This is a genomic window from Undibacterium sp. WLHG33, from assembly GCF_049544815.1.
Taxonomy (GTDB): domain Bacteria; phylum Pseudomonadota; class Gammaproteobacteria; order Burkholderiales; family Burkholderiaceae_D; genus Undibacterium.
Map to the genome: position 1 here is coordinate 802,158 of NZ_CP186697.1, position 22,776 is coordinate 824,933.

Sequence of the window (22,776 nt, forward strand, 5' to 3'; positions counted from 1 at the left end):
AGGTTTTTTTCATTATTCTTTCGTATGTTGCAAACGCGCTTGCCGGATGGCATGCGGCGGATACGGCGCTGCCTTCTTAATCAGTTTCGGGAGAGTAGTTTGCTGAAAACGAAGCTGAGAATGTAATTTTTTTTATAGTGGTCGTCAATAGGTATTTAAGTGGTATTGCCATTAGACGCAAGACAGGCATTATCTTTTTCTGCCAGCAATGCACACACCATGCCAGAACATTCACAGTACGGCCCGGTGTCGGTTACACTAAGACTAGGTTTTCATCATTTAAGGCCGTCTGCGATGCCCATCTCCATTCCGATTAATTACCTCGCCAAACTGACATCCCCCAAAAGAACACCGCGCTCGAATATGCATCTGGGCATTACCCTCGCCTGTATCGCAGGCGCAGTGAATGCCGGTGGCTTTCTTGCTGTCGGTCAGTACACGTCGCACATGACAGGCATGATTTCCAGCGCGGCTGACGATCTGGTTCTCGGTAAATTTATCCCTGCATTTGCCGCGATCTTTATGCTGATTGCATTTGGCTGGGGCGCCGCCTGCACCTCGCTGATGGTGAACTATGCAAAACGCAATCACATGCGTTACATGTACACACCGGTGCTGCTGCTGGAATCGGTCTTGTTGCTGGTGTTCGGTCTGGTCGGCACAGAATTACAGGAGCACGCGGTCGTGACGGTTTCTTTCACCACGGTGCTGCTGTGTTATCTGATGGGCTTGCAAAATGCACTGATCACCAAAATTTCACGGGCCGAAATCCGCACCACGCATGTGACCGGTCTGGTGACCGATATCGGTATAGAAATGGGAAAACTGATTTACTGGAATAAAAATAAAGACGAGCTGCATCCTGAGCAGGAAATTAATGCCAATCTGCAGAAGCTGCGTCTGCATCTGCGGCTGGTTGTGGCATTTTTTATCGGCGGCATTCTCGGTGCATCCGGCTTTAAACACGTTGGTTTTATCTCCACCGTGCCACTCGCAATCGCGCTGATTATCTTATCGCTGGCACCGAATATCAAAGAACAGCTGAAGCAATGATGCAGTCTTTCACTCAAACGGCAGCCCGCGCCAGATGTATATGCAAGAATGTTCAGTAGTTTGAAAGTAAAAAAACGGGAGAAAAGTCAGAGAAAAAATACACAAAAAAGTATTAAAAAAATGAGATACACACGCTGGCGAACGCGTAAAAATCACGCCCATCCTACCTAAGAATTTCCTGCCACCAACAATTCCACGCCTGAATCAAGAAAACAACACACACATAATAATTATTGCGAATCATTATCATTTGCGTTAATATATTCAGCACTTGCTCTTGCTGCATACCCCATCAGGTCGATTCCTGGCTACGTCGCGTTTATTCGCCAACGCCATGTAAGAAAAAGCAACTGTGTAACGACGATCTCTCTCAATTCCGATATGAAGAACTTTCAATTAAAAACGATTGCCGGCATTCTGGCTGGTGGGCTATTTTCAAGCTATGTGCAAGCAGACAATCAACTGCCGGAAATTCAGGTAAAGGTTAGAGCCGAAAAAACGGATCAATACGATGTTACTGAAGCCAGCAGCGCAACCAGACAAAAAATTGCTCTGCGCAATATTCCACAAATTGTTAACGTCGTGCCAGACATCGTCATGCGCGAACAAAATGCCAGCTCGGTTCAGGATGCCTTGCAAAATGTGGTCGGGCTCAGCTTCAGCGTTGGTGATGGTCAGCGCGATCAGGTCGCCATTCGCGGCTTTACCGCTATTTACGATCAGTACATCGACGGTATCCGCGATGACGCGATGTACTTCCGCGACTTATCAAATATTGAACGCATCGAAGTGCTGAAAGGCCCGACATCGGTCTTATATGGCCGAGGTTCAGCTGGTGGACTGATCAATCGCATCACCAAAAAGCCGCAAGCGCATCCGGAATCTGAGGTTGCTCTGAGTCTGAGTTCGCAAGGTCAGAAGCGCACGAGCTTCGATGTGGGCGCTGCCGGTGAACAACTGAGTTTCCGCATTAACGGTGCGCTGGAAGACAGTAGTAATTTCCGAGATCAGTTTTCACTCAAGCGTCAGGCTGTTGCGCCTTCTGTAACCTGGCAGGTGAATCCGGCAACACGCATCACTGCGCAAGCCGACTATCTGAAAGATAAACGCATCGCAGATCAGGGTTTGCCTTCCTACCGCGGTCGTCCCGTGGATGTGCCTGTCAATACATTCTATGGTGCGGCCAACGCGAGTGATGTTGGTTATGTGCAGTCTGATGTCGTCAGCGGCACGATTACCCTCGACCATAAAATTAATGAGAACTTCTCGTTACACAGCGCGATCCGCTCTTATGATTTCAAACTTGACCGAAATTACACCGGTATCGGTGACATCAAAGACGGCGCGACACCGACGGTATCGATAGGCCAATCCAAGCGCTTGCGTAATGAGAACGGCACTTACTGGCAAACCGAGCTATCCCAGAAAACACAATGGGGTGACACGCGCCATCAGTTGATGTACGGCGTGGAATTAGGGACACAAGACAAAGAAGAAATTCTCTGGAGCCGGAATAACGTCGCGACCTACAATTTATTCCAGCCGGTCAGAGTCAATTTAGCGGCAATGCCGACGACACTTGTTCCGGGAACCAATACATTGAACCGCTATGAGTTTGCTGCGGCGTATGTGCAGGATTTGATCAGCCTGACGCCACAATGGAAAATTCTGGCGGGTCTGCGCTATGACAGTTTGCGCCAGAATCGCGATGACCGCACTTCAAAGAATCTGGATCAATCTCGCCAGGATAATAATTTCGCGCCCCGACTTGGCTTTGTCTATCACGCCAGCGATGCGTTAAGCTTTTACGCCAGCAATAGCACCTCGTTCCAGCCACTGGCCGACACCTTTACGATACGTACCAACACCGACAAGCTAGAGCCAACGAAAACGACGAATAACGAGGTAGGCTTAAAGCTCGACATCGATGCCAAAGCAAGTCTGACGCTCGCCGTATTCGACATGCGCCAGAATAACGTACAGGTACAGGATCCTCTGAATAAAAATGCTTCTCTGCCTGTCGGAAAACAAGGCACGAAAGGTGTAGAACTGCAGTACACAGGCGAGATCGCCAAAGGCTGGGACATACTCGCCGGTTACGCCTACATGCGCGGTGAGATTCTCGAATCTACAGAACTCACCAGTGCCGGCACACCGTTCAAAGGCAATACCTCAGCACTCACGCCAAAGCATAGCGCCAACCTGTGGCTGAAATATACAATCAATCCGGCATGGTATGTTGCCGGTGGTGGACGTGCAGAATCGGCACGTTATGCGTCGCCGGATAATCTCGTTACCTTACCTGGCTACACCGTTATTAACCTGGCAACCGGTTATCAGGCCGGAAAACTGGAATTCAATGTCAGCCTGCGTAATCTGTTCAATCGTCGTTATTTTGTCGCCGCTCACAGTGGTGCGAATGACTACAATATGCCGGGTGAAAGCCGGGGTCTGTATATGACGACACGCTACCGTTTTTAACAAGCAGACACGTTGAAATAATCTCCCCCAATCAAACGCACCGCAACCTTGCGGTGCTTTTTTATTTACATAGCCATGTCGTATAAAAAAATTTTCCGGCGTTTGCACTTATGCTTTGCACTGACGGCCGGCCTCTTCTTTGTGCTGTTAGGACTAACCGGCAGCATACTCAGTTGGCGGCATGAAATTGATCAGTGGCTCAACCCCGGCTTACTGACTGTATCGGCAAACACTCAGAAAGCACCGCTCGCACAACGTCCTGACGACCTGCAACGTTTGCTGGTAAAACTTTCGGAAACACAAGCGTCCGCACCGAGCCGTATCGAATTGCCGGAAGATAACCAGCATGCGGTGGTCGTCTGGTATAAATTAAGCGCTGACAAAGAAAAAGGAGTATCTCGTCAACTCATGCTGAATCCTGATACCGGCGCCATTCTGGGTGAGCGATATTGGGGTAAGAGCGGCTTCAGCCGTGAGCAAATCATGCCAACAATTTTTCATTTGCATCATTATTTGCTGGCAGGGGAAACCGGGAAACTCATTTTATCGATCGCAGCCATCATCATCGTTATGCTGAGTTTATCGGGCATTCTGCTCTGGTGGCCCAAAGCACGCTGGCAAACGCTTCGACAAGCGTTAACCACAGGTAAATTCGTCAGTTGGCGTGCATTAAATTTCCGCCTACACCGTGCTGCAGGGTTTTACTTTGCCCCCGTATTTCTTACTCTTGCAATCACGGGAATCTACTTTAATTTTCCCCAATGGATAACGCCGCTGATCGCGCAGATCATGCCACTCTCGGCACAAGTCAAAAAAACTGAGCAGATCTCTGCAGAAACCCGATTATTACCACTTCATCAAATTTTATCGGTCGCGCAACAACAATTCCCCGACGGGAAATTAACCCGCCTGGCGTTTCCGGCAAAATCCGGAAACGTCCTGGAAGTACGGATGCGCCAACCCGACGAAGTCAGAAAAGGGGCAGGGTCCACCCGCATCGCTATCGACATGCGCGATGCCAGCATATTGCAGATCACAGATCCGAAGCGACTACAAAGCGGGAACTTAGTATTGAACTGGTTTTTTCCCTTGCACACAGGGGAAGCATTTGGCATCGCGGGAAGAATTTTTATCAGTCTTACAGGGATAATGCCACTGCTGTTTATGTTCAGCGGAATATGCTTATGGCTACGGCGTCGCAGCTAAAGGACTGAATGGGACAGACGAAAAAATTTGAAACGATAGCCGTCACCAGTAAACAACTGCCTTTGCCCTGCATAAGATGACATTCGATACAGTCTCTTTTGCAGAGCAAAGAACAGAAAAATATTAAATACCCCAGACAATTTTATTTTTCAGAATAAAAAGTCTTCATGGCCGTAGTTAAAACGATGGTAAATCCTGCAAACGGATACCATCGCTGCCACTTGCATCACCACACAACCCGCGCACACCATCTTCGTATAACACGCCGGTGACTTTTTCGCCGAGGACGATACCACGATCGCCATGGAGCTTCGTCACCACTTCATCACCGTTGGCGATGGTATCCCAGACGACGCCGACATCGACCTCCTGCGGGTCATCCACTGTTGCCGGTGGCATCACCTGTCCGCCTTTACTTCGTCCCCAGCGTACTTTTTCAATACGCTTACCACTTTCATCAAACCTGATTGCTTCAATAAAGAATAATGCCATGATGAATCTCCCTGACGATGAATCAAAAAACGGAAGTCAATTCGGAATTACCGTAGGTCATCCGCAGCACGCCCGGCTGCAGGTATACCGTTCAAAGGTATACAGGTGAAATAGTAGCAAATAAAAATGCGGTTTTAATTTGTGTTAACAGTCCCAATAAAAATGCGGTCTGCAAAGGAAAAAACCTTCGCAGACCGCATCAGATCTGGATTTTTGGTATTGGCAGCGCTCAGAACGCTGCTGAGAGCTCAGATTCCCGCCACATCACAAGTCAGAAGCCTAAATCGAGTGGCATCGATATTGTTTTATGCCGGTTTATCCCAGCTTCGCCGCGTGTTCACGGGTCGCGTGGAACGTGATGCCGGGCCAGCGCTCCTGCGTGAGTTTCAGATTCACACCGGAAGTCGCCAGATACGCCATGTTCCCCGCCGCGTCAAAAGCGATATTCGCACCGGCAGATGAACGCTCAAAGTCTGCCAGCATTTTTTTATCGTCGCAGGTAATCCAGCGCGCGCTGCTGATGCTGGTGCCTTCAAACACAGCATCGACGCCGTATTCATTTTTCAGACGACTGGCGACCACTTCAAACTGCAGTACGCCGACCGCACCAAGTACCAGATCACTGCTGACCACGGGCTTGAATACCTGTACCGCACCTTCTTCTCCGAGTTGCTGTAAGCCTTTTTGTAATTGCTTGATTTTCAGCGGATTCAGGATACGCGCGGTGCGGAAAAAATCCGGCGCGAAGTATGGAATGCCAGTGAATTGCAGTAATTCGCCTTCCGAAAAACTGTCACCGATCTGCATATTGCCGTGATTCGGCAAACCAATAATATCGCCCGCATACGCCTCTTCGACCTGTTCACGCGAAGATGCCATGAAGGTCACGACCGACGACACTTTAATCTCACGGTTCAGGCGCAAATGCTTGAGCTTCATACCGCGCTCGAAGCGGCCGGAACACACGCGCAAAAATGCAATACGGTCACGATGTGCCGGATCCATATTTGCCTGAATCTTGAATACAAAACCAGAAAACGCCTGCTCTGTCGGTTCGACAGAACGCACGGTGGCATCACGTTCGCGTGGTGGCGGTGCCCAGTCCAGCAAGGCATTCAGAATTTCGCGCACACCGAAGTTATTAATCGCGGAACCAAAGAAGACCGGTGTTTGCACACCGGCCAGGAAATCTTCCAAGCTGAACGGATGCGATGCGCCATGCACCAGTTCCACTTCCATCTTCAGTTGTTCGATTTCCAGCGGGAACATCTCCGCCAGACGTGGATTATCGATGCCTTTGATCACTTCAAATTCCTGATCGGCACGCTCGCTACCCGGCGTGAACAACAAAATTTCATCGCGCAGAATATGGTACACACCGCGGAAGGTTTTGCCCATGCCGATAGGCCAGGTGACCGGTGAACATTGAATCTTTAATACGGATTCCAGCTCATCGAGCAATTCCAGCGGATCGCGGGTTTCACGATCCATCTTGTTGACGAAACTGATAATCGGCGTATTGCGCATACGGCAAACGTTCAGCAGTTTGATCGTTTGTTCTTCCACACCTTTCGCCGCATCAATCACCATCAGCGCAGAATCGACTGCCGTCAACACGCGATAGGTATCTTCAGAAAAATCCTGGTGACCTGGCGTATCGAGCAGATTCACGACGTGATCGCGGTATTCAAACTGCATGACGGACGAAGCAACCGAAATACCACGTTGCTTTTCGATTTCCATCCAGTCCGAAGTCGCATGGCGACCGCTCTTACGCGCCTTGACCGTACCGGCCAACTGAATCGCGCCGGAAAACATCAGCAGTTTTTCTGTCAGCGTCGTTTTACCCGCATCCGGATGGGAAATAATGCCGAAAGTGCGACGACGCTTAACTTCGCGGCTGATCAGATCTTTTGACACAGCATTGCCTGGCCTGACATCCGTCGCTGATGCCGATTCTGAAGTGTCGTCTGTGGATTCGTGATTGGTATTCATTGCAGATGCCGCAAAAATGGAAGAAAAACGCGCAAGTTTAACTGGTATTGCGGGTGAAGTCGAATGTACACCTGACGCCGCAGCGAAGGACGGCGCTACCACCTCGCAAGACGGCATCACCCACGGCTCCGGTAACGGCCGCATGCAGAGGACAAAACGATGTACGGTATCTGCTCTGCAAAGGACTCAGATCTGAATAAAATTTTCTCCGTTTGCTATATCCTCGTCATCTTTGTGTACTACTATTCATGCTATTTTCTCAACCTTTATCTGAACTTCTATGAAAAAGATATTCATTTCCGCCCTGATGCTCTGTGCGGCCAGCCTGCCGCAACTCAGTTTTGCCTGGGGCGCTGACGGTCACCAGACAGTCGGAGCGATTGCAGATCAATTACTGTCCGGCACCAAGGCTGGAGCCCAGGTCAAAGCCCTGCTGGGTGACAACACGCTGGAAAAAATGGCGGTCTGGGGCGACTGCGTTAAAGGCATTTCACCTGAAAAGGATTATGCGTACACATCCGCCGGGCGCTATCCGGAATGTGCACCATTTGAAAATCCGGCCGGTATCGCGGCAATGGCAGATTATGTCCGTCGCAACAATACGAATTGCAATCCGGCGTTTGATGAAGAAAACTGCCATAAGCAATATCACTATGCTGACGTCGCCCTGCAGCACGATCATTACAAGACCGGCTATGTCGGCACCAGCGATCATGATGTGGTGAATGCGATCCGTGCCGCTGCGCTGGTTTTGCAGGGAAAACCGCAGCCTAAACCGTTTGCATTCAAAGACAAACAAGAGGCACTGGCCTTGCTGACGCACTACGTCGGCGATATTCATCAGCCGCTGCATGTAGGCTCAGTATTCCTGAATGCGGAAGGGAAGATCGTCAATCCGGATGAAGGCGAATACGACCGCGGCAGCAATACCGTCGGCGGCAATGCCTTACAATGCCCTTGCGGCAACCTTCATTCTTTATGGGATGATTTGCCACCGCAGTTTAAACGCGGCCGCATGAATGAAGCACTGACTAAAAAAGCCCGCAATCTGGCTGTCAAAAAAGCACCGCTGGAACAATTGCCAGCTTTGTGGGCAGACGATGCGGTCAGCGATGCGAAAAAATTATTTGCGGGCACACAGTTCAGTAAAAGCACACCAAATCAGCGCGGTAATAGCTGGTCGATCGCGCTGCCGCTGGAATATGAAAAAACCATGGTCAGCATGAAAGAAGATGCCTTAGTACGTGCAGGAGCACATCTGGCGCAGATCTTACAAACTGTCTGGCCGGAATAATCACTACGCCGCCAAAGGATTACTATGAGTTTTACGCCATTTCGCTGGATAGGTCAGGGTTTCCGCTATCTCTGGAGCGCGCTGGATTTCAGCCGCCGGGTGCTGCTGAATTTACTGTTGCTGATATTTTTTATCGCACTGCTGATCGGTTTTTTTACCGGTGGTATCAAAAAGCTGGAAGACAAGACCGCGCTGATTCTCGATTTTAAAGGCGCGCTGGTCGAACAGCATTCCGGCAATGCCCGCGAAGCCTTGCTCGCTGAAGCACAGGGTAATGCGAAAAAGAGTACGCAATTGCGCGACATACTGAGCGTGCTCGACAGCGCTGCCAAGGATGACAAGATCCACAGCGCCGTCCTTCTGCTCGATGATATGGGCAGCGCGGGCTTGCCTATGCTGCGCGAAGTGGCCGCTGCCATCGACCGCTTCAAAGCATCCGGCAAACCGGTGATTGCCTGGGGTTCGAGTTTCGATCAGCGCCAGTATTTTCTGGCAGCACATGCAAACCAGATCTATCTGCATCCTATGGGTTCCGTGATGATAACGGGCTTTGGCCGCTATCGTAACTACTACCGCGATGCGCTTGATAAAGTCGGCGTGACCGTGAATCTGCTCAAGGTCGGCACCTACAAAAGCTTTGCAGAGCCTTACATTGCCAATGAACCATCGCCAGCCGCAATGGAAGCCGATACTTTCCTCTACAACGCGATGTGGAAAACCTACACCGACAATGTAGAAAAAGCACGCAAACTGCCTGCCGGCAGCATCATGCAGGGCATCAATGAATTGCCGGAACAAATGAAAGCGGCAGGTGACGACAGCGCAAAACTGGCATTGAATCTGAAGCTTGTCGATGGTTTGAAAACCCGCGATGAATTGCGTGATCTGATGCTGAAAAACGGCGCCAGAGACGAACAAGGCAAAACCTTCCGTCAGATCGCTTTTGACGATTATCTTGCGCGTCAGAAGCCACAGTTATTCGGTGATGCAGTCGGCGTCGTCGTGGCATCCGGTGAAATCAGTGAAGGCACAGCAACCGCAGGCGCGATCGGCGGTTTGTCAACGTCCAAACTGATCCGTAAGGCACGTGAAGATGACAGCATCAAAGCGATTGTCTTGCGTGTTGATTCGCCTGGCGGCAGCGCTTTCGGTTCCGAATTAATCCGTCGTGAACTCGAACTGACGCGCAAAGCTGGCAAGCCTGTCGTGGTTTCCATGGGTAATGTTGCTGCCTCCGGCGGTTACTGGATTTCCATGGCGGCCGATGAAGTGATCGCCGATGAAGCGACGGTCACTGGCTCCATCGGTGTGTTTGCGATTCTGCCGACCGCAGAAAAAGCGCTCGATAAAATCGGCGTGCATACCGGCGGTACCACGACCACCTGGCTCGGCGATGGCTTCAACCCTCTGCGCCCGCTGAATCCGAAATTCGGTGAACTGGTACAAAGCAGCATCAATCATATTTATGCGGAATTCACGAGCAAGGCAGCAGCGGCCCGTAAAACCACACCAGAGAAAATCGACGCTGTCGCGCAGGGACGTGTCTGGACCGGTGCGCAGGCAAAAGAGCGTAATCTGGTCGATACCGTCGGCAGCTATTCTGACGCCATAAAATCGGCTGCGAATCGCGCTAAACTCGGCATCGATTTCCGCGTCACCTACGTCGAGCCCGAACTGTCAAAAGTTGACCGTATTTTTGATCTGCTCGGCTCACAAACGGCCAAAGTACTGCAACAGCAATTCAAAGTCGCACTGGTACCGACCGGCGTACCACCGGCAGCAGCATTGCAAATGGCATCGGAACTGAGCTGGCTCGCCGACATTAACAAAGATGGCAAAGGCTATACGGCACTGACACATTGTCTGTGTACGAATCCTTAATCTAAGACCAATGCTAAGCGACAGAGCATATAAAAAAGGGAGCGATCGCTCCCTTTTTTTATGTTGCTTTACATCGCAGTTTTATGCGGTAACGCGTTTCTTCGCCTCTTCATCGTAGAGCTCTTTTTTCGATAATTTGCCGACCGGTGTTTTCGGTAATTCCGGGCGAATTTCCATTGCCTGCGGCATCTCATGTTTGCCGAGTTTGTCTTTCAAAAACTCTTTCAACACATCGAAACTAAACGGCGTCTGTCCTGTTTTGAGTTTGATAAACGCTTTCGCTGCCTGACCACGATATTCATCAGGAATACCGATCACACTGACTTCCGCCACTGCCGGATGCTGATAAATCGCTTCCTCGATATTGCGCGGATAGACATTGTAGCCACCCGATAAAATCATATCCTTGGTGCGATCCACGATGTAGATGAAACCTTCTTCATCCATATAGCCGACGTCGCCGGTGCGGAAATAGCCATCGGCAGTAAACGCATCGCGGGTCGCATCTGGCTTATTCCAGTAGCCTTTCATGACATTCGCTCCGGCAACGCAGATTTCACCGCGCTCACCTCTCGCCACAAACGTGCGCGGGTCATCGATGCTGGCGAATTTAAAGCGTATGCCCGGTGTCGGCAAACCGCAGGAACCTGCTTTACGCACACCGGAAACAGGCGTGAAAGTGCCGGTCGGTGAGGTCTCAGTCATGCCCCAGCCTTCCAGCAAAGTGCAGCCTGTAATAATCTGGAACTGCTGCAATACCTCGGCAGGTAAAGGGGCGCCGCCGGAATTGCAGAATTTGAGCGAACGCAGATCGAAGTCTTTGATCTGTGGATAATGAATGATGGCGGTATACATCGTCGGCACCCCGGGAAACACCGTGATTTTTTTTGCGGCCAGATCCTTGACGACGGCTTCCACATCGAAGCGGGTATGCAGCACAATTTCTGCACCGATGCGGATACCGAACAGCATATCGACGGTCAGCGCGTAAATATGAAACAGCGGCAACACCGCCAGCAAACGTTCTTTCCCCTCTTCTAACAAGCGTGGCTCGGTCTGCGTGGTTTCTACGATCTGGCTGCAGGCAGCGGTCAGATTCGCATGGGTCAGCATCGCGCCTTTTGCCAACCCAGTGGTGCCGCCGGTGTATTGCAACACCGCGATCGTCTCGACAGGATCGGTCGCAGCCACCGGTGTGTACTGTCCATCATTCGCCAGCAAATCGGCAAACAACACATGTTGCGCATCGTGCGGAATCGCGCATAACTGTCCGGCCTTCTCAAGGTTAGCGCGCACCGCATCAGGATACGGTGTCATTTCAGCGATATTGCCGATGATGAGTTTTTGCAGGCGCGTATGTGTCAGCATGTTCGCCATCTGCGGATACAGCATGCTCATGTCCAGCGTGACCAGCATATCGGTATGGCTGTCTTCGATTTTATGTTCCAGCACTTTTTCAGCGTCGAGCGGCGAGTAATTCACAACCGTGCCACCCGCCTGCAGAATGGCAAAAAAACTGATCACATAATGCGGTGTATTCGGCAAAAACAAACCGACGTGCACGCCGGGTTTGACGCCCAGTTGCTGAAATCCTTTGGTCGCCTGATCGACCAGTGCCTGCAATTCACGGTAGCTGGTTTTTTTGCCCATGAATTCCAGTGCCGGTAAATCCGGCCAGCGGGCGACTGCATCATGCAGCAGTTGCGGCACGCTACTGAGTGTTAATGCGGCATCCCAGTGTACGCCCGCAGGGTAAGAATTGATCCAAGGTGTGTCGCTCATTTTTGTCTCCTGAATAATGATTTTTTTGGAAAATTAAGCACAACAGATCGTCAGAGACATTAAAAAATACTCCCGGGGAGTATTTTTTAAACCCCTTTATTTATGATGAGAATAAGCCGTTTTTTTAATATACTCCCCTCAATTTCGTATCTAAGCAGTATGAATAACACTTAATGTCAGATTTTTGCAAGCGAACTTTTGAACGACAAAAGACCGGATAACCGGTCAGTCCTGCTGTCGCAAAAGTCAGGGTAAATCAAAAACAAAGCCAGAAAAATTTCCGCTGCTGCTACGATCAGAAAAACACAGAGCAGCGGAATATAGTCACTTCGCCGGCATATATTTTTTCAATTCCATTTTGCCGATCTGGTTACGATGTACTTCGTCCGGGCCATCGGCAAGGCGCAAGGTACGTGCCTGCGCATACGCATACGCCACACCGAAATCATCCGACACACCGCCACCGCCATGCGCCTGTATCGCCCAGTCGATCACCTGACAAGCCATATTCGGTGCAGCAACTTTAATCATCGCGATTTCTTTTGCGGCCGCTTTATTGCCAACGGTATCCATCATTTGCGCGGCATTCAAAACGAGGAAACGCGCCTGATCGATCAGGATACGCGCATTCGCAATCCGTTCCAGCGTGACGCCCTGCTCTGCGACCCGCCTACCAAAAGCAACCCGGCTCAGCGAACGTTTGCACATGTCTTCCAGCGCGCGCTCTGCAAGGCCGATCAGGCGCATGCAGTGATGTATGCGGCCTGGGCCAAGACGCCCTTGCGCGATTTCAAATCCACGGCCTTCTCCGAGCAAGATATTCGATGCCGGTACGCGCACATTTTCAAATACCACTTCGCCATGACCATGCGGGGCGTCGTCATAACCGAACACCGGCAAGGCGCGTAATATCGTCACGCCCGGCGTATCGCGCGGTACGATGATCATCGATTGCTGCTTGTGCCGGTTTTCATTTTGCGGATCGCTTTTGCCCATGAAAATGAACACTTTGCAGCGCGGATCATTCGCACCGGACGACCACCATTTGCGGCCGTTGATCACGTACTCATCACCATCTCGCACGATAGAAGATTCAATGTTCGTCGCATCAGACGACGCAACAGCTGGCTCGGTCATCGCAAAGCAGGAACGGATTTCGCCGTTCAATAACGGTGTCAGCCATTGCTGCTGTTGCGCTGGTGTGCCGTAACGCGCCAGCACTTCCATATTGCCGGTATCCGGCGCAGAGCAGTTGAACACTTCGGCCGACCACAACGCGCGTCCCATGATTTCACACAATGGTGCGTATTCCAGATTCGTCAGGCCTGCGCCCTGATCCGATTCCGGCAGAAACAGATTCCACAAGCCAGCAGCACGGGCTTTGGCTTTGAGCTGTTCGACGATTTTCGTCGGTATCCACGCGTCACCCGCCTGACGATTCGCGGCGATTTCACCGAAAAATACTTTTTCATTCGGATAGATGTGCTCGTCCATAAATGCAATCAGACGGGCTTGCAATTCTTTGACTTTAGGGCTGTACTGGAAATCCATGATGATCCTTTGATATAAAAAAAATCTGCGATGCCTGACGCATCCGATTTGATTAACTGATGACTTCAGCTGACTAAGTAACCGCCATCGACATTGATGCAGGCACCTGTCGTGTAGCTTGACGCGTTGGAAGCGAGATACAACACGGTTCCTGCCATTTCATCCGGTTCGGCAATGCGCTTCATTGGAATCCGGGTCAGGGCTTTTTCCAGAATTGCCGGGTTGTGGAATAAAGCGGAAGCAAATTTAGTATCGGTCGCGCCCGGCAGCAGTGCGTTCACACGCACGCCCATCGATGCACATTCCTGCGCGAAAGATTTGGTCATCGCTATCACTGCTGCTTTGGTGATCGAATAAATGCCCTGCATCGCACCAGGAATAACACCGTTGACGGATGCCACGTTGATAATGCTGCCGCCGCCATTTTTTGCCATCAGCTTCGCGCCCGCGCTGCACATAAAGAAATAACCGCGAATATTCACATCCACTGTTTTTTGAAATGCACCGACATCGGTTTCTGTGATGTGGCCGAAATGCGGGTTGGTCGCCGCATTATTCACCAGAATATCGAGTCGACCATGCGCCGCAGTGATGTCAGCAAACAAGGCATCGATCTGTGCCATTTCACCGATATGGCACGCGCGCGCTTCGGCTGTCCCGCCGGCAGCCACAATCGCCGCCACCACCGCTTCGCAGGCTTCTGCTTTGCGACTGGACACAATCACATGCGCCCCGCGTGCGGCCAGCGTTTTTGCAATCGATTCACCAATCCCCCGGCTGGCACCGGTGACCAGTGCGACTTTGCCACTCAGATCAAACATGTCTGTCATTCTTTACTCCTAAACGTAGGTAATGTTTTTCGGGTTATTCAAGACTTCGAGATGAGAAAAATTATTCAGATACGCGAGCGCCAGACGCACCGGCCGCTCCGGCGTGGCGGTTTGTACATGCAACCGGGTTACAGCGCTGTTGACCAGCGACCAGTTCAGTTCGGCAAAACGGGGGTCGGGAAAGCCCAGCACATGCTGGCAAATCGCGGAAATCGTGCCGCCGGAAGTGAAAATCGCAATGTTTTTAGCGCCATCATCGTGTGCAAGTTGCCGCTGTAATGCCGCCACACAGCGTGTTTGAAACGCGCGCCAAGTTTCGCTGTAATCGGCATCGTGCTGGCCGGAAACCCAGCGTGCGACGGCTTGCGAAAAAATATCCTGAAACGCTTGTTTGCCATTCGGCGTATGCATCAGAAAATGTTTGACCGCGGCCGGATCATCGAACTCCGGCACATGACGCGCCAGCACTTCATGGTGGTTGTACTCATTGAAATCAGCGTCGGTGTGCCATGCGGAGGTGTCAGTCTGGCTCGCCTCTTGCGCTTGCAACGTCGAGATGCAGGCGAGCGCCGTTTGCTGATGACGGTGCATGCCGCCGGTGACGACGCGACCAATGTTCAGCTCACGTTGTGCCCACCAGCGCCCCAGATGCTGCGCCTGTTGCTGCCCCAGATCAGAAAGCTGATCGTAATTCTGACTGCCAAATGATGCCTGCCCGTGACGTACCAGGTAAATCTGTGCCATTGTTTCCTCGTTCTGCAACTCACTGAAGACTGAGTGTAAAACGACGGATATAATTGATCAAATGAATAGTTATTATCAAATACTATTAATATCATGCATATATCCAGAGTTGACCTGAATCTGTTCACCGTCTTTGAAGCCATTTACAGCGAAGGCAGCGTGACCCGCGCCGCCCAGCAACTACATCTGACCCAGCCCGCGATCAGCCACGCGCTGAACCGTCTGCGGCAGATGTTTGATGACCCGTTGTTTGTCCGGCAAGGACAAACCATGGTCTCGACACCGCTGGCGCGCAGCATCATCGAACCGGTGCGGCAGGCCCTGCGCGGCTTAGAACTGACGCTGACCGACAATGGCAATTTCGATCCGGCGCAAGCCGTCAAGCTGTTCAATCTGGCATTGCGCGATGTGCTTGAATCGACGGTGTTGCCGCCGCTACTGGAACGGATTACGCAGCAGGCTCCGGAGATCAATCTGGCAGCCATTCAGGTTGAGCGGCGTGAGCTGGTCAGTGAGCTGGCAGCGGGAACATTAGATCTGGCAATCGATATGCTGCTGCCGTTGCCGAATGAAATCCGGCGCCAGCAAATTTCACGCGATACCACTGTCGTGCTGGCGCGCCGTGATCATCCGCTGGTGAAGGGCAAACTTGATCTGGACATGTATTTGCAGGCTGAACATATCCTCGCCAGCTCGCGTCGCAAAGGTATGGGGCTGGAAGATTTCGAACTCAGCCGCCTCGGTTTGCAGAGAAGAATACGGCTGCGCTGTCAGCATTATTTTGCAGCTTGCCGGGTTGTCAGTCAGACCGATTTATTGCTGACGATGCCGGAAGGCTACGCACGTATTGCGAATCAGCAATTTGGCAATCAGATTCTGCCATTGCCGGTCAGCATGCCATCGTGGGATGTCTATCTGTACTGGCATCAGAATGTCGAACATGATCCCGCTAACCGCTGGCTACGCGAGCAGGTGATTCTGTCCTTATCAGGAAAATAAGCGCATCAGAATCCGCTTGAAATGAGGGGAAATGCCTGGTGACGGTGAGAAAATGTGGGGGGCAAGAAGACCACAAATATTGCAGCGACAGTCACGCGACTGCCATCAAAATGGCCGGGGTACAGAAAGACGACGCCACGTCGTCAGAACAAAGTGCGGTTGAGGTTTTATTTGCTGGCTGGCGGTTCATCGGGCAACAAACACGCATCAATGATTTGCAAATCATTGTCTTTTGCGAAATTCACCACGAAATGATAGGCCAATGGCTCAATATCCCGGATTGCTTCGTTCACAACGACAGAACGTATACCATTTAGCAATATCGGGCGGACATAAGGAGAATATTGCAGATGCGAGTGCCGACCACCGTCCGGGTTGAAACAGGACATGGCGCCGCAAAGACGCTCCGCCCAATCGCTGGGGCGAAACTGCTTTCCATCGCTGGTGATACCCTGGATGAAAAACTCGCGTACTGGCTTAGGATGAGTTTTTTTTGAATCGGCCATGTGCTCGGCTCGCTATGAAGCAAAATAAAAAAGCAACAATGTCATTATGTGACACCGAGCTTTCAAAATACATGAGTATTATATCTTATAGAAGAGTTGGATCGAAACCTGAGCGTCAGATAAATATCCAAACAATCGGTCCATCACGATGCCAGCTCTCAATATAGTGTATTTTTACCCAAGTAAACTTTACAAACAGATACCGTCAGTCACCTTGCCTGAAAAAAATTGCTTCATCGGCATCAGTTTATTTATTGCAAAAAAGATCAGAATTCCACAGCTTTTTCGGTTTGTTATCCCAGTTATATCAGCGCTGGCGAGGCAGCAATAATGCAGAAAACAAAGGTCGCCGTTTGACCAGCGCCAGCAATCCCAGCGGAAGCAGCACACCACCAAGCAAAGCCGGTATCGCATTCAGATCATCCGAAGCACTGACTTTTGCCATCAGAGAAAAAATTTTCCACTCTGTCCACGAATGGAAAATCAGGATAAATAAACTGCCCTGGCCGATATACGCAAGTATGCGCGCAATATCAGGCCATTTCTGTAAAACAAACGCCAACGACAGTAGCAGATAAATTCCCGATAAAGCCTGGGCTGTCGAGATCCAGAAATGACCGTAATGCCGCAAATGTAAATCCATGGTTTCGTCAAAAAACCAGTGCAAACTGACGAAAATACCCAGAACAAGTGCAAACCAGTATTGTTGAAAATGAAATTTGGCAACAGCAGACTGACAAGCAACGCCCAATAGAATGAAAGCACTGCTGATTCCAAGCAAATCAAGGCTCCAGGGCAAACCGGGGAAGCCTGACTGGTGATCATTGAAGAGGAAATTAACGTCTTGCCAGTCCAGGCTTTGTAAATTCTGCGCCCACATCAGGCAGAAATTTCCCAGACTCAAAAGCAATATCGCCAGCAGACATGTCGCGATGAATCGCTGTTGTTGCGGCAGTTGTTTCAGCAATTTACAGATTGCAAACACCGCCAACAGACAGATAAACAAATGCGGGAGATACCACAAGGGTACCCATTCTATGGTGTTACCAGTCGCATACAGCACGCCAGAAAAATACGGCTGCCACGTCGCAGCAGCGATTGCAATCCGCGCTAGTCCCCATACGCTGAGCACAACAAAATATGGCTTGATCAGCGCGTCGGCACGGGAAATAAAAAAAGATCCGAAACTGCTGTTACTTTTAAAAACGACGCCCGATAAAAAGAAAAACAAGGGCATGTGAAACGAGAAAATAATCCGGTACAACTCGCCGTGATTGTGCGTAATGATCCAGTTATGCCCCAACACAACCAGAATAATCCCTGCCCCTCTGGCGATATCAATCGTGTTATTGCGAGGAACGCTCATAAAAGGGCAACTTGAAAAAAGCAGAAAATACGGCTAGGTGTACGTAAGGCAAGAGGCGATGCGTACCTCACCGGGAATCAGGGAATAGACAGCTGCATCGACACTACTCCCGTTCAGATACAGACGATGACGCGCCAGCCCCTCAAATTGCGCCCCGGCTTTATCTGCAACGCGGCGGCTGGCCAGGTTAGTCATCGCCATCACCAGCTCAACTCTGAACAGTTGCAACTCTGAGAAAGCATATTGTGTCAGCGCCGACGCTACCGTCGTTGCAATGCCCTGCCCTTGCCAGCGTGGAGAGACCCAGTAGCTCAGGTTACAACGCCGGCAGATGCGGTCTATCATGTTGATACCTGCCGCACCTGATAGCTCGCCAGACTCTTTATTGAAAATACCGAATTCATACGCGGTTTGGAATGCACGTTCTTGTGCACAGACCGCGAACCATTCCAGCGCCTGCGCCTCGGTATAGTCAGGATGGCACCAGTACATCGACTGATCAGCACTCATCGCTGTGTCGCGCACCATCGCTGCAAATGCCGCCGCATCTTTTTTTTCAAAAGCACGCAAACAAAGATCAGATATCGTTATTTGCTGCATCTGATGCTAAAAGATGTCGCCATCATACGGATCAGACCCAGACTGAAAACGACAGTAATGCCAGCATCAGCATCCACAATAACAGTGCACGCCAGACGAGGCCAACAACGCTTTGCAGCGCGCGTGGCGTTGCTTCGCTTCCAGGCTGGCTTTCGAGCTCAAGGCTGTCAACGTCCACTGCGGTTGCATCCGCTTGCAACACCATGGCTTTTTCTTCAGGCTCGCCTAAACGCAAACCAAGCGCCCCGCCACCGGCAGACAAAATAATACCGACAGCTTCATCAGACCAGCGATCAGCATAATTACGCCACGAATACACTGCGTCTTCGAAATTACCGACGATGGCAAATGCGACGCCAGTCAGACGCGCAGGAACCCAATCGATCCAATAGAATACTTTTGCAGCATAAACACCAAACTCTTCATTTTTCATATGCTCAGGCTCTGTCCATGCATGTGCAAGATATTCGGCTACCCTGTACATCACAGCACAAGCTGGCCCGACCGGCATCAGAAACCAGAAAAACACGCCGAATACATTTCTGTGAGTAGCAATCAGCGAGCGTTCAACCGCGAGACGGGATATTTCTGACACATCAAGGTCACTGGTATCGCGGTGGATCCAGTCGGACAGATGACGTCTGGCGGCGTCCTCATCACCTGCACTCAGAGCTAGTTGTATCGAAGTGAAGTAATGGCTGTAACGACGAAAACCCAGCGTCAGATAAACGATCACGACATTCCATGCAAATGCGGCGAACGGGCTCAGACGCAGACAAAGCCAGTAGATCAATGCGGTTGGAATTGTCAGCGAGCCGACCACAATCCACCAGCCCAATCGGCCATGGGCAACCTTACCAGCATTGAAGGAGGCTTCAATTTTATTTGCCAGCACCTGTATCTGTGCATAGATAGGATTATCTGCACGCAAGGGTTTGAGTTGCTCAAAAAGGAGGGCAAACAAAATAGAAATAAATGTCATGATAGGCTGAGCTAGATTCGCAGTCAGACGACTGTCTTAGAAGAATTTACCGGTGCGGCAAGTGTAAACCGAATTCCCCAGATTATGAAGCTTTGTTCCCGGAGAAACGTGTTCTTGTCATGCTCGCAGAAAATGAAACAGATTACGCAACATGCCAGCAGTCGCGCCCCAGATAAATCTGTCCTGATATGGCATTGCATAAAACATTCTGCTCCCGCTTCCATCCGGCATTTGAAATATACGTCGCTGGTGGTGACGTGCATTCATCAGAAATGCCAGCGGTACCTCGAATACAGAAGCCACTTCACCGGGATCAGTGATCGTTTCGAAAGGCGGCTTGACTAAAGAAACAATCGGGCTGACCTGATAACCCGTTCCGGTTTTGTAGTCAGGTAAAGCCCCCAGAATATCGATATGAGAACGAGGTAAGCCAACCTCTTCTTCGGTTTCACGTAAAGCAGTTTCAGTCGCGCTTCCATCCGCCAATTCAAAACGACCACCTGGAAAACTGATCTGCCCCGCATGATGCTGTAAATGTGCAGCGCGTTCAGTCAGCAGCAGGGTAAGCCCATTTTCACGCGTCACGATAGGAATCAATACCGATGCCGGACGAAACACCCGCTCGCCCGCCATCAGCTCTTCATTACTGGATTCCGGCGTCCATATCGGCGGACTGGAAAAACGCTGCCTTAACCATTCCGGCGTCAGCCTTTCTGCTTCAACCTCATCCTCGTCTGCGATCGAATGAATCGGTAAGTGCTCGGGTGTCAAAATCAATTTAGTCACGACAATCAACTCTTATTTTCTTAGCTTTTATTTTCAGCGGCACATAAAAAAAGGGACGCCGAAGGCATCCCTTTTTTTTACGGCATAAACAGATATTACTCTGCTTTTGCAGCTGCGACTTTACGTGCTGGCAATTTCTCTTTAATACGAGCAGATTTGCCTGAACGTTCACGCAGGTAGTACAACTTAGCACGACGTACATCACCGCGACGTTTCACTTCAATAGAAGCGATCAGTGGAGAGTACAACTGGAATGTACGCTCAACGCCTTCACCGGAAGAAATTTTACGAACGATGAAGTTGGAATTTAAACCACGGTTACGGCGGGAAATAACAACACCCTCGTAAGCCTGTGTACGTTTACGTGTACCTTCAACAACGTTAACGCTGACAACAACAGTATCGCCTGGCGCAAAGTCAGGAATACTTTTACCGAGACGAGCAATTTCTTCTTGCTCTAATTTTTGGATCAGATCCATTTTTATACTCCGATAACCATCTTGCCGACGCTGCAGACGGAGTCTGACTTCTGCCCGGTAGAGGATGGGGTTTAACATGCGAACCAGATAGGAACGCTCTTTTATATCCCTGCATCAGCAGAGAAACTTACAAACTACTCAAAAACTTCTCATCCGCACGGCTGAGCAAACCAGCTTCCCGAGCCGCCAGAATCAAATCGGGGCGTTTCTTTGCACTTGCTTCCAGTGCACGCTGACGCCGCCATTTTTCAATTTCAGCATGATTTCCGCTCATCAGAACAGCCGGTACCGCTTGCTGTTCAAATATCTCGGGTCTGGTGTAATGCGGACAATCCAGCAAGCCATTTACAAAACTATCCTGCACGGCCGAGTCATCATCGTGCAAAACGCCGGGAATCTGGCGGATAACGGCATCCATTAACGCCATGGCTGGTAATTCACCACCGGACAATACAAAATCACCGAGGCTGATCTCTTCATCAACATACGTATCGAGCAAACGCTGATCAACAGCCTCATAACGACCGCACAGCAAGATCAGTCCAGATAACTCAGATATCTGCATCACGCGTTTATGCGTCAGACGCTGTCCCTGCGGCGACAGATAAATAACCTTAGGAGCCGGTTTCGTCAGTTCTGCCTGACGCGCTTTAGCTGCATCAATTGCCGACTGCAACGGTTTGGCAAGCATCACCATCCCAGGGCCACCTCCGTATGGACGATCGTCCACCGTGCGGTGACGGTCCGTTGTGAAATCACGCGGACTCCACAGCTTCAACTCACATTTACGCTGCTCAAACGCACGTCGCGTCACACCTGATTGCGTAATAGCGCCAAACATTTCCGGGAACAGAGTGATGACATCAAACTGCATACACATGCCTTCTGATTGCATCGGGTTAATAATCTGTACCCCAGTCAACCTGAATTTTGCCAGCTGCCTGATCAACCTCTTTGACGAAATGATCGACAAAAGGAATCAATTTTTCATGCTTTTGCAATTCAGATTCAGGAACATCGGCAGCAGCGACTCGCAGAATAGGATGAGCACCATTATCCATCAGATCACGAACCACGCCGAGGTATTCACCCTGCAAATTCTCTACTACCAAACCGATCAGATCATGCCAGTAAAACTCTCCCTCAGCCAAAGCCGGGAAGTGCTTACGTGATATTTTGATAGTCGCGCCTTTCAGTGCTTCGGCAGCGTTCCGATCCGGAACACCAACCAATCTTGCCACCAGGTCTTCGCCGTGAATTTTTGCTTCAAGTCGATTAACATCGTGCAGATCCGGCTTATCAATCCACCAGGTTTTGGCAGACAACATTGCATCAGCGTCTGGCGAGTAAGGACGAATCTTTACCCATCCATGAATACCAAATGCTCCCGAGATATAGCCCACCAGGACCAAATCTTCAGGAACATGAACTTCAACTGGCATTGAGAGCAAACTAACTATTAAGCTGCCGCTTTGCCAGACTGAGCTACCAGACGAGCAACTGCTGGCGACAATTGTGCGCCAACGCCTTGCCAGTAAGCCAGACGATCAGCAGCAACGCGTACTGTTTCTGCGTTGCCAGTTGCTACTGGATTGTAAAAACCGATGCGCTCGATAAAGCGGCCATCGCGACGATTACGGGAATCAGTTGCAACGATGTTGTAAAAAGGACGCTTTTTTGCGCCACCACGAGCTAAACGAATAACGACCATAATATTTCCAAAAAAATTGTTCTAAACGCGGAAAAAGC

22 protein-coding genes are annotated in these 22,776 nt (G+C 50.4%); 7 read left to right on the forward strand and 15 right to left on the reverse strand.

Annotated features, from left to right (window positions below):
• The first annotated feature begins 306 nt into the window (after window positions 1-306).
• The 3 genes from ACOTSW_RS03680 to ACOTSW_RS03690 all read left to right on the forward strand — a co-directional run bounded on the left by ACOTSW_RS03680 (window position 307) and on the right by ACOTSW_RS03690 (window position 4,740).
• The gene (locus ACOTSW_RS03680) at window positions 307-1,053 is read left to right on the forward strand and encodes a YoaK family protein (RefSeq protein ID WP_423682251.1); all 747 of its coding nucleotides are present in this window, start codon (window positions 307-309) and stop codon (window positions 1,051-1,053) included.
• Between the two features lie 381 nt (window positions 1,054-1,434).
• Window positions 1,435-3,534 (forward strand): TonB-dependent receptor, encoded by a 2,100-nt coding sequence (locus tag ACOTSW_RS03685; protein WP_423681067.1) that lies wholly within the window; start codon window positions 1,435-1,437, stop codon window positions 3,532-3,534.
• A 75-nt stretch (window positions 3,535-3,609) separates the two neighbouring features.
• Complete coding sequence (locus ACOTSW_RS03690; protein ID WP_423681068.1) at window positions 3,610-4,740, forward strand: PepSY-associated TM helix domain-containing protein; 1,131 nt, start codon at window positions 3,610-3,612, stop codon at window positions 4,738-4,740.
• Window positions 4,741-4,917: 177 nt separating this feature from the next.
• Here the strand turns inward: ACOTSW_RS03690 and ACOTSW_RS03695 are convergent, their stop codons facing one another.
• Together ACOTSW_RS03695 and ACOTSW_RS03700 are read right to left on the reverse strand one after the other, a co-directional pair.
• Window positions 4,918-5,232 (reverse strand): hypothetical protein, encoded by a 315-nt coding sequence (locus ACOTSW_RS03695; RefSeq protein WP_423681069.1) that lies wholly within the window; start codon window positions 5,230-5,232, stop codon window positions 4,918-4,920.
• A 315-nt stretch (window positions 5,233-5,547) separates the two neighbouring features.
• A complete protein-coding gene (locus ACOTSW_RS03700; protein ID WP_423681070.1) occupies window positions 5,548-7,227 on the reverse strand; it encodes a peptide chain release factor 3 in 1,680 nt (559 codons plus the stop codon).
• On the opposite strand from ACOTSW_RS03700, the gene ACOTSW_RS03705 reads away from it, so the two are divergent.
• The 3 genes from ACOTSW_RS03705 to sppA all read left to right on the forward strand — a co-directional run bounded on the left by ACOTSW_RS03705 (window position 7,217) and on the right by sppA (window position 10,402).
• Entirely contained in the window at window positions 7,217-7,423 is a 207-nt protein-coding gene (locus ACOTSW_RS03705; RefSeq protein WP_423681072.1) for a hypothetical protein, read from the forward strand. The two genes, ACOTSW_RS03700 and ACOTSW_RS03705, sit on opposite strands and share 11 nt — an antisense overlap.
• Before the next feature lie 84 nt (window positions 7,424-7,507).
• Entirely contained in the window at window positions 7,508-8,521 is a 1,014-nt protein-coding gene (locus tag ACOTSW_RS03710; RefSeq protein ID WP_423681073.1) for a S1/P1 nuclease, read from the forward strand.
• A 24-nt stretch (window positions 8,522-8,545) separates the two neighbouring features.
• Window positions 8,546-10,402, forward strand: a complete 1,857-nt coding sequence (gene sppA, locus ACOTSW_RS03715; protein WP_423681075.1) for a signal peptide peptidase SppA — start codon at window positions 8,546-8,548, stop codon at window positions 10,400-10,402.
• Window positions 10,403-10,483: 81 nt separating this feature from the next.
• Here the strand turns inward: sppA and ACOTSW_RS03720 are convergent, their stop codons facing one another.
• From ACOTSW_RS03720 to ACOTSW_RS03735, 4 genes are all read right to left on the reverse strand, one after another.
• Window positions 10,484-12,184 (reverse strand): long-chain-fatty-acid--CoA ligase, encoded by a 1,701-nt coding sequence (locus ACOTSW_RS03720; RefSeq protein ID WP_423681076.1) that lies wholly within the window; start codon window positions 12,182-12,184, stop codon window positions 10,484-10,486.
• Between the two features lie 324 nt (window positions 12,185-12,508).
• Window positions 12,509-13,735: an acyl-CoA dehydrogenase gene (locus ACOTSW_RS03725; protein WP_423681077.1), complete on the reverse strand. Its 1,227-nt coding sequence runs from the start codon at window positions 13,733-13,735 to the stop codon at window positions 12,509-12,511.
• 65 nt (window positions 13,736-13,800) lie between these two features.
• The gene (locus ACOTSW_RS03730; RefSeq protein WP_423681078.1) at window positions 13,801-14,565 is read right to left on the reverse strand and encodes an SDR family oxidoreductase; all 765 of its coding nucleotides are present in this window, start codon (window positions 14,563-14,565) and stop codon (window positions 13,801-13,803) included.
• Window positions 14,566-14,574: 9 nt separating this feature from the next.
• Window positions 14,575-15,309, reverse strand: a complete 735-nt coding sequence (locus ACOTSW_RS03735) for a histidine phosphatase family protein (RefSeq protein WP_423681079.1) — start codon at window positions 15,307-15,309, stop codon at window positions 14,575-14,577.
• Between the two features lie 93 nt (window positions 15,310-15,402).
• Here ACOTSW_RS03735 and ACOTSW_RS03740 point away from each other — a divergent pair, with 93 nt between their 5' ends.
• Window positions 15,403-16,308, forward strand: a complete 906-nt coding sequence (locus ACOTSW_RS03740) for a LysR family transcriptional regulator (RefSeq protein WP_423681080.1) — start codon at window positions 15,403-15,405, stop codon at window positions 16,306-16,308.
• Window positions 16,309-16,475: 167 nt separating this feature from the next.
• Here ACOTSW_RS03740 and ACOTSW_RS03745 read toward each other — a convergent pair whose 3' ends face one another.
• The 9 genes from ACOTSW_RS03745 to rpsP all read right to left on the reverse strand — a co-directional run bounded on the left by ACOTSW_RS03745 (window position 16,476) and on the right by rpsP (window position 22,738).
• The gene (locus ACOTSW_RS03745) at window positions 16,476-16,814 is read right to left on the reverse strand and encodes a DUF3579 domain-containing protein (protein WP_423681081.1); all 339 of its coding nucleotides are present in this window, start codon (window positions 16,812-16,814) and stop codon (window positions 16,476-16,478) included.
• 307 nt (window positions 16,815-17,121) lie between these two features.
• Window positions 17,122-18,180, reverse strand: a complete 1,059-nt coding sequence (locus ACOTSW_RS03750; RefSeq protein WP_423681082.1) for an acyltransferase family protein — start codon at window positions 18,178-18,180, stop codon at window positions 17,122-17,124.
• A 33-nt stretch (window positions 18,181-18,213) separates the two neighbouring features.
• Window positions 18,214-18,750, reverse strand: a complete 537-nt coding sequence (locus ACOTSW_RS03755; protein WP_423681083.1) for a GNAT family N-acetyltransferase — start codon at window positions 18,748-18,750, stop codon at window positions 18,214-18,216.
• A gap of 61 nt (window positions 18,751-18,811) precedes the next feature.
• Window positions 18,812-19,762 carry a CobD/CbiB family protein gene (locus ACOTSW_RS03760; protein ID WP_423681084.1) on the reverse strand — a complete coding sequence of 317 codons (951 nt, stop codon included), beginning with the start codon at window positions 19,760-19,762 and terminating at the stop codon, window positions 18,812-18,814.
• 117 nt (window positions 19,763-19,879) lie between these two features.
• Window positions 19,880-20,548 carry a CoA pyrophosphatase gene (locus ACOTSW_RS03765; protein WP_423681086.1) on the reverse strand — a complete coding sequence of 223 codons (669 nt, stop codon included), beginning with the start codon at window positions 20,546-20,548 and terminating at the stop codon, window positions 19,880-19,882.
• A gap of 95 nt (window positions 20,549-20,643) precedes the next feature.
• Window positions 20,644-21,027 (reverse strand): 50S ribosomal protein L19, encoded by a 384-nt coding sequence (gene rplS / locus ACOTSW_RS03770; protein ID WP_186883107.1) that lies wholly within the window; start codon window positions 21,025-21,027, stop codon window positions 20,644-20,646.
• Window positions 21,028-21,154: 127 nt separating this feature from the next.
• On the reverse strand, window positions 21,155-21,901 hold the full coding sequence (gene trmD / locus ACOTSW_RS03775; protein WP_423682253.1) for a tRNA (guanosine(37)-N1)-methyltransferase TrmD: 747 nt from the start codon (window positions 21,899-21,901) through the stop codon (window positions 21,155-21,157).
• Between the two features lie 25 nt (window positions 21,902-21,926).
• On the reverse strand, window positions 21,927-22,469 hold the full coding sequence (gene rimM / locus ACOTSW_RS03780; protein WP_423681087.1) for a ribosome maturation factor RimM: 543 nt from the start codon (window positions 22,467-22,469) through the stop codon (window positions 21,927-21,929).
• 17 nt (window positions 22,470-22,486) lie between these two features.
• A complete protein-coding gene (gene rpsP / locus ACOTSW_RS03785; protein WP_110255824.1) occupies window positions 22,487-22,738 on the reverse strand; it encodes a 30S ribosomal protein S16 in 252 nt (83 codons plus the stop codon).
• Window positions 22,739-22,776 lie beyond the last annotated feature (38 nt).